This window comes from Rodentibacter sp. Ppn85 (assembly GCF_001999335.1).
Lineage (GTDB): Bacteria > Pseudomonadota > Gammaproteobacteria > Enterobacterales > Pasteurellaceae > Rodentibacter.
In genome coordinates, this window is the sequence record NZ_MLHS01000018.1 from 57,916 (window position 1) to 72,040 (window position 14,125).

11 protein-coding genes and 2 tRNA genes are annotated in these 14,125 nt (G+C 40.0%); 8 read left to right on the forward strand and 5 right to left on the reverse strand.

Annotated elements, in window-relative coordinates; all coding sequences use genetic code 11:
- Window positions 1-134 precede the first annotated feature (134 nt).
- From manA to rsgA, 5 genes are all read right to left on the reverse strand, one after another.
- Window positions 135-1,334 (reverse strand): mannose-6-phosphate isomerase, class I, encoded by a 1,200-nt coding sequence (gene manA, locus BKL51_RS03795; RefSeq protein ID WP_077465413.1) that lies wholly within the window; start codon window positions 1,332-1,334, stop codon window positions 135-137.
- A 58-nt stretch (window positions 1,335-1,392) separates the two neighbouring features.
- Entirely contained in the window at window positions 1,393-1,893 is a 501-nt protein-coding gene (gene crr, locus BKL51_RS03800) for a PTS glucose transporter subunit IIA (protein ID WP_077465414.1), read from the reverse strand.
- A 59-nt stretch (window positions 1,894-1,952) separates the two neighbouring features.
- Entirely contained in the window at window positions 1,953-3,680 is a 1,728-nt protein-coding gene (gene ptsI / locus BKL51_RS03805) for a phosphoenolpyruvate-protein phosphotransferase PtsI (protein WP_077465415.1), read from the reverse strand.
- A 103-nt stretch (window positions 3,681-3,783) separates the two neighbouring features.
- A complete protein-coding gene (gene ptsH, locus BKL51_RS03810) occupies window positions 3,784-4,041 on the reverse strand; it encodes a phosphocarrier protein Hpr (protein ID WP_077465416.1) in 258 nt (85 codons plus the stop codon).
- A 162-nt stretch (window positions 4,042-4,203) separates the two neighbouring features.
- Window positions 4,204-5,244 carry a small ribosomal subunit biogenesis GTPase RsgA gene (gene rsgA / locus BKL51_RS03815; RefSeq protein ID WP_077465417.1) on the reverse strand — a complete coding sequence of 347 codons (1,041 nt, stop codon included), beginning with the start codon at window positions 5,242-5,244 and terminating at the stop codon, window positions 4,204-4,206.
- Between the two features lie 70 nt (window positions 5,245-5,314).
- Here rsgA and orn point away from each other — a divergent pair, with 70 nt between their 5' ends.
- The 8 genes from orn to glnE all read left to right on the forward strand — a co-directional run bounded on the left by orn (window position 5,315) and on the right by glnE (window position 14,049).
- Window positions 5,315-5,863 carry an oligoribonuclease gene (gene orn, locus BKL51_RS03820; RefSeq protein WP_077465418.1) on the forward strand — a complete coding sequence of 183 codons (549 nt, stop codon included), beginning with the start codon at window positions 5,315-5,317 and terminating at the stop codon, window positions 5,861-5,863.
- A 93-nt stretch (window positions 5,864-5,956) separates the two neighbouring features.
- Window positions 5,957-6,032, forward strand: a tRNA-Gly gene (locus BKL51_RS03825).
- Window positions 6,033-6,046: 14 nt separating this feature from the next.
- Window positions 6,047-6,122 (forward strand) — tRNA-Gly (locus BKL51_RS03830).
- 162 nt (window positions 6,123-6,284) lie between these two features.
- Window positions 6,285-6,755: a tRNA (adenosine(37)-N6)-threonylcarbamoyltransferase complex ATPase subunit type 1 TsaE gene (gene tsaE, locus BKL51_RS03835; protein ID WP_077465419.1), complete on the forward strand. Its 471-nt coding sequence runs from the start codon at window positions 6,285-6,287 to the stop codon at window positions 6,753-6,755.
- A gap of 19 nt (window positions 6,756-6,774) precedes the next feature.
- Window positions 6,775-8,283, forward strand: coding sequence for an N-acetylmuramoyl-L-alanine amidase (locus tag BKL51_RS03840; RefSeq protein WP_077465420.1), 1,509 nt, complete (start codon window positions 6,775-6,777; stop codon window positions 8,281-8,283).
- On the forward strand, window positions 8,283-10,166 hold the full coding sequence (mutL, locus tag BKL51_RS03845; RefSeq protein ID WP_077465421.1) for a DNA mismatch repair endonuclease MutL: 1,884 nt from the start codon (window positions 8,283-8,285) through the stop codon (window positions 10,164-10,166). Before BKL51_RS03840 ends, mutL begins: the two co-directional genes overlap by 1 nt.
- Window positions 10,167-11,102 (forward strand): tRNA (adenosine(37)-N6)-dimethylallyltransferase MiaA, encoded by a 936-nt coding sequence (gene miaA / locus BKL51_RS03850; protein WP_077465422.1) that lies wholly within the window; start codon window positions 10,167-10,169, stop codon window positions 11,100-11,102.
- 4 nt (window positions 11,103-11,106) lie between these two features.
- Window positions 11,107-14,049, forward strand: a complete 2,943-nt coding sequence (gene glnE / locus BKL51_RS03855) for a bifunctional [glutamate--ammonia ligase]-adenylyl-L-tyrosine phosphorylase/[glutamate--ammonia-ligase] adenylyltransferase (RefSeq protein ID WP_077465423.1) — start codon at window positions 11,107-11,109, stop codon at window positions 14,047-14,049.
- Window positions 14,050-14,125: the final 76 nt, after the last annotated feature.

Consider the following 14,125-nt stretch of genomic DNA (forward strand, 5'->3'; position numbering starts at 1 on the left):
GCAACTCCGAAAGAGGAAAGGTAGCCTCACTATAACTGAATTTGGTCTTTTATTCAGAAAGGATATTGGATTTTGTGAGGGAGATCACAATATCCGATATCCTTTATGGCATTAGCTAATTTACTGTCAGATTCTCAAGGCAGCTTCGCAACAACGGTATAGCCTTCCGATAATCCTTCGATTTCATAAGAAGAACCGGAAGTGATAAAGGCAGACTCTCCCTTTTTAAGGGAAAGTGCGGTTGTTTCCGAGCGTAAATTGATTTGCCCTTTCATCACCATGAAAATGCCTGCACTTTGAATTTTTAAACGATGAGTTTCACCACATTCATATTGAATATTTTGTAGCGCGAAATCTTTTGCCGGTGTGGAATAAGTGAATACACGCATATCATGAGGGGCGGCAGAAATAATTTGCGGTTCTATTTCTCGACAATCCACCACTTTTAATAGCTCCGGAATATCCACATATTTTGGTGTTAACCCACCACGAATGACATTATCGGAACATGCCATCAGTTCAATGTTTTGTCCGCGTAAATAAGCGTGCGGAATACCCGCAGCTTGATAAATCCCTTCGCCTTTTTTAAGCTGAACAATATTGAAAAGATAAAAACACACTAAACCCGCATCGAGTTTTTCCAGTGAAATCTCCATCGCTTCCACAGAATAAACCAGCCAATAATCGGGATTGTCTAGCCTGAGTTCATTCTGAGCATAAGCCTCACGATTTTGCTCAACAATAGGGGCAAGCCATTGATACAATTGGGATTGATCCGCTTGCATGACATCCGCATAAAACGAATGCAGCTCCTGATTACGTAATTTTTCTGCAAGAGGTGCAAGAGAAGGACGTTCATTGAGTGAAGAGAGGATTTTTTCTTTTGTCTTAAATCCGTGTAACAGCCAGAAATCGGACAATGCAATCATCATTTCAGGCTTATGGTTATTATCTTTATAAGTTCGTTTCGAATCTTTTAAATCAATCCCTTCGGCATTTTCCTTTGCAAAACCGATTTCCGCCTGCTGTTTTGTCGGATGTAACTGAATAGAAAGCGGTTTCTCCACATCAAGAACCTTTAATAAATAGGGTAATTCTTCACCAAAAATTTCTCGACTTTTCTCGCCAAGTGTGGTCGGATTTTGCTGTAAAAATTCAGTCAGCGGTAAATTTTTGCCCTCAACTTCAATTATGGAGGGGGCAGAAATATGTGCACCAAGCCACCATTCGGCATAATGTTGATTTTCTTCCACCGAAAGATTTAATAATTGTGGAATGTAATGCTGTCCGCCCCAGACGTAATGTTGTAAAACACCGGTTAATTTATAAATCATTTTTTCACCTCTAAACAAAAAATCCGCACAACGGCGGACTTTTTCATTCTATATAAGATTATTTTTTAAGGCTTAATACTACGGATTCGCCGGCAATGACCTCACCTGCTTTTTTCTCAATGCTTGAGATCTCATCCATATTGGAAATTACAACCGGTGTTAATACAGATTTCGCTTTTGCTTCTAGCAATTCAAGATCGAATTCAATTACTGTATCACCACGTTTTACAGATTGCCCTTCTTGAGCAATACGAGTAAAACCTTCACCTTTTAACTCAACGGTATCAATACCAAAGTGAACAAATAATTCAACCCCTTCTTTTGATTCCATTGAAAAGGCGTGGTTAGTTTCAAAAATCTTACCAATAACGCCATCAACCGGTGCGACAATTTTATTACCTGTCGGGCGAATAGCAATGCCATCACCAACAATTTTTTCAGAAAACACAACATCCGGTACATCTTCGATATTTACAATTTCACCAGACAGCGGTGCATAAATATCAACGTCAACCGATTTGTTCTCTTTGGAACCGAATAACTTGTCAAATAACCCCATTTTCATCTCCTATCCATTAAATATGGTTGATATTCTAGCTTAAAACACTGATTTTGTATCTAGCTCAGTGCTTTTTCTAACAAAAATTCTTTAATTAATTGCTCAATTTCCAAAGCGGTCGGTTTCTGTAATGCTTTACTTGCAAGCTCTTTTACCTCTTGGAAATTCACACTACGAATGAGTTTTTTAATCCGGGGTACAGAAATTGCACTCATACTGAATTCATCTAATCCCATACCTAGCAAGAGCAAGGTTGCACGCTCATCACCGGCTAACTCACCGCACATCCCCGTCCATTTACCTTCCGCATGAGAAGCATCGATAACTTGTTTAATTAAGCCAAGCACAGACGGTTGCATTGGATTGTAAAGATGAGAAATTAATTCATTACCGCGATCAACTGCTAAGGTATATTGTGTTAAGTCATTAGTACCGATACTAAAGAAATCCACTTCTTTCGCTAAGAATTTCGCATTCACCGCAGCGGATGGGGTTTCCACCATCACACCGATTTGAATATTTTCATCAAAGGCTTTACCTTCTGCACGTAGCTCCGCTTTCAGAGTTTCAATCACGGATTTTAATTCACGAATTTCTTCTACCGAAATAATCATCGGGAACATCACGGCTAATTTGCCAAAGGCAGAGGCACGCAATACCGCACGTAACTGAGCATGAAGAATTTCACGGCGGTCAAGTGCAATACGAATTGCCCGCCATCCTAAGAACGGGTTCATTTCTTTTGGAAGATCTAGGTACGGTAAATCTTTATCACCGCCAATATCCATAGTACGAAGCACTACCAAACGTCCGCCCATTGCCTCTACGACTTCTTTATAAGCAATAAATTGCTCTTCTTCCGTTGGAAGTTGATCGCGATCCATAAAGAGAAACTCTGTACGGTATAAACCTACACCTTCGGCACCATTACGATTTGCACCGTCACAATCGCGAATCGTACCAATATTCGCCACCACTTCAACTTTATGCCCGTCTAATGTCACGGCAGGAAGATCTTTTAATTTTGCCAATTCGGCTTTTTCTTCCGCTAATTTTGCTTCTAAAGATTTTAATTCATTGATTTGAGCTTGAGTCGGATTAATGTAGACTTTGTTATTTACGGCATCAAGAATCAAGAAATCACCGGTATTCACTTTTTCAGTCACATTGTTGGTTCCAACGATAGCCGGCAATTCTAAAGAACGAGCCATAATAGAAGTATGTGAAGTACGGCCTCCAATATCCGTAATGAATCCCAATACTTTCTCAAGATTCAATTGTGCCGTTTCAGAGGGGGTAAGATCATAGGCAACCAAAATAGATTCTTCGTTTATATCGCCTAGATCAACAATATGCATACCTAAAATGTTTTTGATTAAACGGTTACCAATATCGCGAATATCACCGGCACGCTCTTTCAAATACTCATCGTCAATTTCTGATAACATCGCCACTTGCTGATCGATAATTTTACTTGCAGCGACACCCGCGTTAACTTTATGTGAACGTAAATAGTCGATAATTTCTTCTTCTAATTCTTCATCTTCCAAAATCATCAAATGCCCCTCAAAAATCGCTGCTTTTTCTTCGCCCAACGAAGCAAAAGCACGATCTTTGATGGAATTTAATTGTTCAACAGCGGCATCACGCCCTTTGTAAAAACGTGCAACTTCCGTTTCAATTTGATCATCAGAAATCGGCGTTGTATCAAGGACAATTTTTTCTTCTTTAAGAACTAACGCCTTACCAAAAACAATACCGGGGGATGCTGGAATACCTGAAATCATGTTCACCTTCCGAGATTAATAGGATTAAATAAAACAATAGCCATAAAAACGTGTTTACAGGAGTAAATCAAAACGGATTTTATGGCTATCTTATACTCAATAATTACTCTAAAGTAGGGATTAATGCGACTAAATGTTCAACGGCTTGTTGCTCATCTTCACCTTCAGCGGATATGGTGATAACCGTTCCTTGTGTCAAACCCAAAGTTTGTAATTTAAATAAACTTTTTGCACTCGCACTTTTCCCTGCGGATGTCACAGTAATATCTGAAACAAAACCTTTTGCTTCTTTTACGAATTGCGCAGCAGGACGAGTGTGCAAACCGTTAGGTGCTGTGATTTCTACATCTTTTGAGAACATAATGTTACCTCTATTAATAAAATAGTTTAATTATAAAACTGTCAGATTCAAAGCCTGCCATAGTATCCTTGTTAAAAACAAAATAATCAAGGAAAAAGGCAAAAAAACTTAAGTGAGATCAACATTCTAATCCGATTAACCAAATTTTACGCTAAGTTCTGACTAACTTGTTGAAAAATGCCGTTGTGACTTTGTTTCCGATAAACTTGCAATAAGTTTATGGTAGTTCTCATAACGCACCTGAGCAATTTTCCCAGTTTCAACCGCCTCACGTAAAGCACAGCCCGGATCATTCAAATGTTTACAATCACGGAATTTACAGGTACCTAAGACATATTGGAATTCTCGGTATCCTTTGGTGATTTGATCGGCGTCTAAGTGCCATAATCCAAATTCGCGAATACCCGGCGAATCAATGAGATTTCCACCTTGAGGTAAATGATAAAGACGTGAGGAAGTTGTCGTATGTTGCCCTAGCCCCGAACCTTCACTCACTTCGCCGACTTGTGCATTTACGTTGGGAAAAATAGCATTGATAAGACTGGATTTCCCGACCCCGGACTGCCCGACAAAAATAGATGTGCCACTACTTAAAAGTGCGGTCAGTTTTTCCATATTTTTTCCGTTTGAGGCAGAAATAATCAAGGTTTGATAGCCTATATCACGATAAATTTGCAATTGTCGTTCAATATTTTTTTCCTCTTCATTCGTTAGAAGATCGCCTTTATTGACTACAATAATCGGTTCAATACCCGCAATTTCACATACCACAAGATAACGATCAACAATATTAAGAGAAAAAACCGGCAACACTGCGGAAACAATAATGATACGATCAATATTCGCTGCAATCGGTTTCAATCCATCATAATAATCAGGGCGTAAAATTTCGTTCACACGCGGATGAATAGCTTCAATCACCCCGCTCACACCTTGTAGCTGTTCGTTCCCTTTCCGCCAAATTACTCTATCGCCCACCACTAAGCTTGAAAGAGTACGGCGTAAATTACAGCGGTAAATATCCCCTTGCTCATTTTCTACATCCGCATGCATAGAATAACGTGTCACCACCAAGCCGTCTTGTGATTCCCCCAGCATCTCGTCTTGCCATTCAATTTCTCTTTTCTTGTGGCGGTGAAGAGTACGGGCATTGTTAAATTCAATTCGGCGGAACTGATTTTGAGTGAGTTTACGTTTAGCCATAAAAGTGCGGTCGTTTTTTACTACGATTTTGATAAAATGGAAAAAATTTTCACATAGGATACCTTATATTATGCAATTAGATAAACAAAATCTGATCTGGATTGATTTAGAAATGACCGGCTTGGAACCGGATAAAGAACGTATTATTGAAATCGCAACTATCGTAACAGACAAAGATCTCAATATTCTTGCGGAGGGCCCGGTCCTTGCCATTCACCAAAGCGATGATTTATTAGGAAAAATGTCCGAATGGTGTGTAAAAACTCACACCGCAAACGGCTTAGTGGAGCGCGTAAAAGCCAGCAAACTCACCGAACGGGCTGCCGAATTACAAATCTTAGATTTCCTGAAACGTTGGGTACCCAAAGGTGCATCGCCAATTTGCGGCAATAGTGTTGCACAGGATAAACGATTTCTTTACCAATATATGCCGGATCTGGCCGATTATTTCCACTATCGTCATTTGGATGTCAGCACATTAAAAGAACTTGCCGCCCGTTGGAAACCTGATATTTTAGAAGGTTTTAAAAAGGCGAATACGCACTTAGCCTTAGATGATATTCGTGAATCCATTAAAGAACTCGCCTATTATCGCGAGCATTTCATTAAATTAGATTGACGAAAACTTAGTCAGGTAAGCCATTTTGAAAAATTTGCTCTTGCAAGAGAAAAAAATATTCGTATAATGCGAGCCCATTCACTGATGTGAACTGCGGGAATAGCTCAGTTGGTAGAGCACGACCTTGCCAAGGTCGGGGTCGCGAGTTCGAGCCTCGTTTCCCGCTCCAATTTTACACTCACTGCGGGAATAGCTCAGTTGGTAGAGCACAACCTTGCCAAGGTTGGGGTCGCGAGTTCGAGCCTCGTTTCCCGCTCCAAATTTTTAATCCATTGCGGAAAAGGCGGTGGATTTTTTTTATTCCCGGTTAATGGAACGTTTCCCATAAAACAACCTCTAATACGGATAAAATCCCCTTAGCGAAAAAAACAAAAGTGCGGTAGAATTTCTACCAGTTTTGGCTTTAACAATCACAATCAAGATGAATCAATTAACTCAATACATTCCTGATGAATCCACTATGTTACGTTTTGGCAAAAAATTAGCCGAAACTATTTTGAAATGCCACACTAAGCGTGCCGTCATTTTATATTTCAACGGTGATTTAGGCGCGGGAAAAACCACGCTAACACGAGGAATGGTACAAGGTTTAGGTTTCCAAGGTAATGTAAAAAGCCCGACTTATACTCTGGTGGAAGAATACAACATTGCCGGAAAAATGATTTATCATTTTGATTTATATCGCCTTGCCGATCCGGAGGAATTAGAATTTATGGGAATTCGTGATTACTTTGCCAAAGATTCTATTTGCCTTATCGAGTGGGCTGAAAAAGGTAACGGGATCCTTCCTTCGGCTGATTTGCTTGTTAATATCGATTACTACGATGATGCACGAAACATCACGCTAATTGCACAAAGTGCCCGAGGCGAGCAAATTATTCAACAACTATAATCCTTTTTATCAATTTACAATGAACACAAAATTTTCGTTTTTTTTAGGAATAATATTCTCTCTTTTTGTTTCCACTGCTTTTGCAGCACAGTGGACAATTGCCATTGATCCCGGCCATGGTGGTAAAGACCCCGGCGCAATCGGGCGTAACCTTGGTATTTACGAAAAAAATGTGACCCTTTCCATCGCACGCGAACTCAAAGCTTTATTGGATAAAGATCCAAATTTCCGCGGTGTTTTAACCCGTAACGGTGATTATTACATCTCCGTACCAGAACGCTCGGAAATAGCCCGTAAATTTAAAGCCAATTATCTGGTGTCCATCCATGCGGATTCCTCTCTTAATCCCAACCAACGCGGCGCTTCCGTATGGGTACTTTCAAACCGTCGGGCAAATAATGAAATGGGGCAATGGTTGGAAGACGATGAAAAACGCTCCGAATTATTGGGCGGGGCCGGAAAGGTTCTCTCTCATAATAACGATAAATATTTAGATCAAACCGTACTCGATCTACAATTTGGACATAGCCAACGCACCGGTTACGAAATAGGCAGACATATTTTACGCCGCTTTTCAAAAATCACTACCTTAAGCCGTAATACACCACAGCACGCAAGCCTTGGTGTGTTACGTTCTCCGGATATTCCTTCGGTATTAGTGGAAACCGGTTTTCTGTCGAATGCCGAGGAAGAACAAAAACTCAATTCCCCCACTTATCGCCGCCGTATCGCTTATATGATTTATGAGGGGTTAGTAGCATATCGCAACGGCAATTTAAAATCTCTTGTCGCCTTTGAAAATGATGATAAAGAAAACAGCATCAAAACTAACCGTACTTTATTGACGAAAGACAGTTTAATTCGCCACAAAGTGAAAAATGGTGAAAGTCTTAGCAGTCTTGCCAATAAATATGACGTGAAAATCGCCGATATAGTGGCTCTCAATAATTTAAAACGAAAAGAACTATGGGTAGGCGAAACCATTAAAATTCCGGATAACGAAAAACACAAAAAACCGGAAAAAACGGGTTCTACCGATAAAAAAACAAACGAAAAAAACACAGCAAAAACTGACCGCACTTCGGAAGTAAAAGACAGTGGTATTCGCCATAAAGTAAAAAACGGTGAAAGTATCGGCAGTCTTGCTAATAAATACGATGTTAAAGTAACGGATATTATTCGGCTTAACAAATTGAAACGTAAAGAATTATGGATTGGCGAAACAATAAAAATTCCGAATAACGGTAAAAATCAAAAAATCGTTGAAGCGCAAAAAGCTGAAAAAACGACCATGAAATCAGCGGATAAAAAAGACAACCAAAAAACAGATAAAGACGAAAAGAAAAAGAGTAAAACTGATGGAAAAAAAGCGGATATTCCGCTCTATCATACCATCAAAAAAGATCAGACGATTTATGCGGTCTCACGGGAATATAACATTCCGGTGAAGCAAATTTTGAAACTGAATCCAACATTAAAAAACGGTAAAGTAATTACCGGTCAAAAAATTAAACTGAGAGAAAAATAATGGCGATTAAAATTCTTTCCCCACAACTTGCCAATCAAATTGCCGCAGGAGAAGTAGTGGAACGCCCTGCTTCTGTGGTGAAAGAATTGGTTGAAAACAGCTTAGATGCCGGCGCCAATAAAATTCAAGTGGATATTGAAAACGGTGGTGCAACACTTATCCGTATTCGTGACAATGGCAGCGGCATTGCAAAAGAGGAATTAAACCTCGCCCTTGCGCGCCATGCCACCAGTAAGATTGCTGATTTAGAAGATCTTGAGTCTATTTTAAGTTTAGGTTTTCGTGGTGAGGCGTTGGCAAGTATCAGTTCGGTTTCCCGTTTAACGCTCACCTCACGCACCGCAGAACAAACCGAAGCGTGGCAAGTCTATGCCCAAGGGCGTGATATGGAAACCACTGTCAAACCAGCATCACATCCTGTTGGCACAACAGTGGAAGTGGCGAACCTGTTTTTCAATACCCCGGCACGCCGTAAATTCTTACGCACCGACAAAACCGAATTTGCCCATATTGATGAGGTCATTCGCCGCATTGCTCTGGCAAAATTTAATATTGCCTTCACCCTCACCCACAATGGCAAAATTATTCGTCAGTATCGCCCGGCTACCGATCTTACCCAGCAACTCAAACGGGTTTCGGCAATTTGTGGAGAAGGATTTGTCAAAAATGCCCTGCGTATTGATTGGAAATACGATGATTTGCATCTTTCCGGTTGGATTGCCGCCCCTAACTTCAGTCGTTCACAAAACGATTTAAATTATTGCTATATCAACGGACGCATGGTGCGAGATAAAGTTATTACCCACGCTATTCGCCAAGCCTATGCGGAATATTTACTCAACGAAAGCTACCCTGCTTTTGTGTTATTTATTGACCTCAATCCTCACGAAGTGGATGTGAACGTTCACCCGACAAAACATGAAGTACGTTTTCATCAACAACGTCTCATTCATGATTTTATTTATGAAGGGATAAACCATGCATTAAACAATCAACCATCGCTTCAAAAAACGCTACCTCAACAAAGTGCGGATAAAAATTCACGAGAAAATAAAATAAAAGAACCCACTCCGGCTTACAGTGCCTCTTGGACAAATAAACCCAATCGAGCGTCAGCCGGACAAAATATGTTTGCCCGAAATGTTTCTGCGGAAAAACCTATGCAAAATCCACCGCACTTTTCACTAAACAATAGTGCATCTAATCAAAGCTCTCGTGATTATCGAGAAAATTATCGTTCAGAAAAACCCGGTAAAACCGAGCAAAGATTGTATGGAGAATTGCTAGGTTCAACAAAAGACAATGACAATTTTATTCAGCCTAAAATTTCAGAACAAGTAGTGGAAATAAGCGAAAAGCCAACGCATTTACGGGCCTTATCACTTATTGAAAACCGCGCACTTTTATTACAGCAAAACCAACACCACTTTTTGCTTTCACTGGAAAAATTACAACAATTACAGTGGAAATTAGCTTTACAACAGCCACAAATTGAGCAGCAACCTTTGCTAATCCCCATCGTATTTCGTTTAACGGAAAAGCAATTTAGCCAATGGCAAAAAGTGGCTGAAAATTTTGCCCAAGTTGGTTTTGAGTTTATCGAGAATAAGCCCCAAATGCGCTTAACCTTAAACAAAGTTCCCCGTTTTTTACGCACACAAAATTTACAAAAATGCGTAATAACAATTTTAAATCACTCGGAAAATTCAACTCCTTTTTCAACCGCACTTTGCTCACAATTAGAAAGCAAAACCGTGACCGTATTTGCTGATGCGGTGAATTTATTAAGCGACATAGAACGCTTGCTCAATAACACCAATCGGGCTGAATTTGACCAATTACTCAAACCCATTCATTGGCAACCTTTATTAGACGAGCTATAAATGAAACCAGCTGCAATTTTTTTAATGGGACCAACGGCGTCCGGTAAAACCGATTTAGCCATTCAATTACGCCAACACTTGCCGGTGGAAATCATTAGTGTCGATTCCGCCTTAATCTACAAAAATATGGATATCGGCACGGCAAAACCCTCCAAAGAAGAACTTGATTTAGCTCCCCATCGGCTCATCGACATTTTAGATCCCGCCGAAAGCTATTCTGCCATGAACTTTCGTGATGATGCCTTACGCGAAATGGCGGACATTAGCACGCAAGGGAAAATTCCGCTTTTAATCGGAGGCACAATGCTTTATTACAAAGCCTTGCTCGAAGGGCTTTCCCCCTTGCCTTGCGCTAATGAAACTATTCGGGCAGAAATTGAACAAAAAGCGGCCCAACAAGGGTGGGCGGCATTACACCGTGAACTCGCTCAAATTGACCCTATCTCGGCACAACGCATTAATCCGAATGATTCACAGCGAATTAATCGTGCGTTAGAAGTCTTCTATATCACCGGTAAATCCTTAACCGAGCTAACCGCACAAAAAGGCGAAGCATTGCCTTATCATATTCTACAATTTACTATCGCACCGGCAGATCGTCATATTTTGCATACCCGCATTGAACAGCGTTTCCATAAAATGATTGATTTAGGTTTCCAAGATGAAGTGGAAAAACTCTATGCTCGCGGCGATTTGAGCGTTAATTTGCCTTCTATCCGTTGCGTAGGCTACCGCCAAATGTGGGAATATTTGCAAGGCGATTACGATCACAAAGAAATGATCTTCCGAGGTATTTGTGCCACACGCCAATTGGCTAAACGCCAAATAACTTGGTTACGCGGCTGGAAAACACCGATTCAATGGCTAGATAGTTTACAGCCTATACAGGCGAAAGAGAAAGTTTTACAGATTGTCGATCAAAATATAAAAAATTAGCAACATGACCGCACTTTTATCCCTTACAAAACAAAAACTCACCGCACTTGGCATAACCTTGTGCCAATCTTTTCCTGAAATGGATGCCAATGACATTACTCAAACCATTCAACAACACCAACAAGATAAAAACCATCCTATCGGAAGATTAGGCTATGCCGTTGCAATGTCCGATTTTGTTGAAAAAGTCTTAAAAAAACAACCGCACTTACTGGCACAATGGTGGGAAATAAGCCCTACATTTTCCGACTGTGAGCAATATCAAGAACGCTTAAATACCGAATTATCAACCATTTCCAATGAGGCTGAATTTTATAAAACCCTGCGTGTTTTTCGTAATACAGAAATGGCGAAATTAAGTTTTTGTCAAAGTCTCAATTTGGCAAGCGTAGAAGAAATTTTTATCCGCCTCTCAGAACTGGCTGAAAGTCTCATCATTGGTGCACGTGATTGGCTTTATCGCCAAGCTTGTGCCGAAATGGGAACACCAGTGGACGAACAAGGTAACCCACAACCGCTTTATATTCTTGGCATGGGTAAACTGGGCGGATTTGAACTGAATTTTTCTTCCGATATTGATTTAATTTTTACTTATCCGTCTCAGGGAGAAACCCGTATTGAGGGAAGCAATGCGAGAAAATCAGTGGATAATGCAAAATTTTTCACTCGCCTCGGACAGCGTTTAATCAGTGCATTAGACGATTTTACCGCTGATGGGTTTGTTTACCGTACGGATATGCGTCTGCGCCCCTTTGGTGAAAGCGGTGCGTTAGCATTAAGTTTTGCCGCCATGGAGCAATATTATCAGGATCAGGGACGGGATTGGGAACGCTATGCCATGATTAAAGGACGTATTCTCGGCGAAAAATCGGATGATCCGAATAGCCTGTATTTACAAAAAATGCTGCGTCCCTTTGTTTATCGCCGTTATATTGATTTTAGCGTCATTCAGTCACTGCGTGAAATGAAAGGAAAAATTGAACGGGAAGTACGCCGCCGCGGGTTAAAAGATAATATCAAGCTCGGTGCCGGCGGTATTCGCGAAGTGGAATTTATCGCACAGGTCTTCCAACTGATTCGTGGTGGAAGGGAGATTGCTTTACAGCAACATAGCTTGCTTAAGATCTTACCTGAAATAACAAAACTTGGTCTTATTACTCAAACACAACATCAAGCTTTACATGAAAGCTATCTTTTTTTGCGAAGAGTAGAAAATATTTTACAAGCAATTAATGATCAACAAACCCAAACCCTACCGACTAATGAAATCGATCAACAACGTTTAATTACAGCCTGTCGAAACTTTACAAGTTTCAACGAGCAAAATATTGCAATTCAGCGCACCTATCCAATAGAAAACTGGCAAGATTTCTACCGCACTTTACAGCAAATGCAAAAAAAAGTGCGGTCGGTTTTCGATCATCTTATTGGTGAGGAAAACGATGAAAACAACGAGAAAGAAAATCAATGGCAGGATTTTCTCGAAGCGGACTTTGATGAAATCGCACAAATGCTGGAAGAAAGTGGTATTCAATCCGATTACATTAGTGAAATTTTAGATAAACTAGGACAATTTAAAGAGAGTCTAAGACGACGTATTATTGGAAACCGTGGACGGGATGTACTGGCACAGTTAATGCCTAGAATATTTTCTCTCATTTTTAAACAAGAAAGCGACCGCACTTTACTACCTCGGATGCTGCACATTATTGAGAAAATTTCCAGTCGAACGACTTATTTAGAATTACTTCTAGAGAATCCGCAAGCTTTGCAGCAAGTGGTAAATCTTTGTGCAAAATCTCAGTTAATTGCCGACCAATTAGCGTGCCACCCAATTTTGTTAGATGAACTACTTAACACTGAAAGTTTACGTAACCCAATACCTTTCACACAATATCCTGATGAACTTCAACAATATTTGCTCCGGCTTCCGGAGGAGGATGAGGAACAATTTATTGATGCACTGCGTCAATTTAAACAGGCTATATTATTACGTGTAGCAGCAGCTGATATTTTGGGCGTGTTGCCCGTAATGAAAGTCAGCGATCACCTTACTTATTTAGCAGAAGCGATCATTACCTCCGTAATCAACTTAGCTTGGAAACAGGTTTCAACCCGCTTTGGTGTACCTGAACATTTGCAAGATGGGGAAAAAGGTTTTTTAGTCATTAGTTATGGCAAACTCGGGGGAATTGAATTAGGTTATAAATCCGATCTCGATCTTGTTTTTATTTATGATGCCGTTGAAAGCCAAACAGTAGGTGGAAAAAAAATTATTGACAGTAATCAATTTTACTTACGCTTGATACAAAAAATTGTGAGTATTTTTAGCCTTAATACCAGTGCCGGCGTATTGTATGAAGTGGATATGCGCCTACGCCCTTCCGGGGATGCAGGATTGTTGGGCTGTTCCCTTTCCGCCTTTGAAAACTATCAGTTGAATGAGGCTTGGACATGGGAAAAACAAGCTTTAGTCAGAAGTCGGGCGATATTCGGTGATGAACCGTTACGCCAAAAATTTGAGCAAATTAGACAAAAAGTTCTTGCTACGCCAAGAGATGTAGCCCAACTCAAAATTGATATTCAAGAAATGCGGGAAAAAATGTATCAAACCCTTTCTAAGTCCAAAGAGGGAGAATTTAATATTAAAACTGATCGTGGCGGTATTACCGATATTGAGTTTATTGCGCAATTTTTAATGCTGGCTTATGCACCACAAAACCCAAAGCTAACAAAATGGTCGGACAATGTAAGGATTTTTGAAGATATGTCAAATTATCAGATAATTTCTTTATCTCATAGTGAAAAATTAAAGCAATGCTATGTAGATTTACGTAACAAAATTCATCATCTTAATTTAATCGGAAAACCTCCAATTGTTTCAGATTCGGAGTTTTGTAAGGAAAGGGAATTTATTCAAAGTTTCTGGAAAAACTTATTTAGTTAATATCTTAAACAAAATTATGTTCCAGAAAATGCCTAATTATTAAGCATACTTTTTATTAGTAAAAATCCACCTTCAT

What these genes read in the sequence shown, in the direction of transcription:
- manA (WP_077465413.1), bottom strand. Translation starts at nt 1,334, where the DNA reads ATGATTTATAAATTAACCGGTGTTTTACAACATTACGTCTGGGGCGGA.
- crr (WP_077465414.1), bottom strand. Translation starts at nt 1,893, where the DNA reads ATGGGGTTATTTGACAAGTTATTCGGTTCCAAAGAGAACAAATCGGTT.
- ptsI (WP_077465415.1), bottom strand. Translation starts at nt 3,680, where the DNA reads ATGATTTCAGGTATTCCAGCATCCCCCGGTATTGTTTTTGGTAAGGCG.
- ptsH (WP_077465416.1), bottom strand. Translation starts at nt 4,041, where the DNA reads ATGTTCTCAAAAGATGTAGAAATCACAGCACCTAACGGTTTGCACACT.
- rsgA (WP_077465417.1), bottom strand. Translation starts at nt 5,244, where the DNA reads ATGGCTAAACGTAAACTCACTCAAAATCAGTTCCGCCGAATTGAATTT.
- orn (WP_077465418.1), top strand. Translation starts at nt 5,315, where the DNA reads ATGCAATTAGATAAACAAAATCTGATCTGGATTGATTTAGAAATGACC.
- tsaE (WP_077465419.1), top strand. Translation starts at nt 6,285, where the DNA reads ATGAATCAATTAACTCAATACATTCCTGATGAATCCACTATGTTACGT.
- BKL51_RS03840 (WP_077465420.1), top strand. Translation starts at nt 6,775, where the DNA reads ATGAACACAAAATTTTCGTTTTTTTTAGGAATAATATTCTCTCTTTTT.
- mutL (WP_077465421.1), top strand. Translation starts at nt 8,283, where the DNA reads ATGGCGATTAAAATTCTTTCCCCACAACTTGCCAATCAAATTGCCGCA.
- miaA (WP_077465422.1), top strand. Translation starts at nt 10,167, where the DNA reads ATGAAACCAGCTGCAATTTTTTTAATGGGACCAACGGCGTCCGGTAAA.
- glnE (WP_077465423.1), top strand. Translation starts at nt 11,107, where the DNA reads ATGACCGCACTTTTATCCCTTACAAAACAAAAACTCACCGCACTTGGC.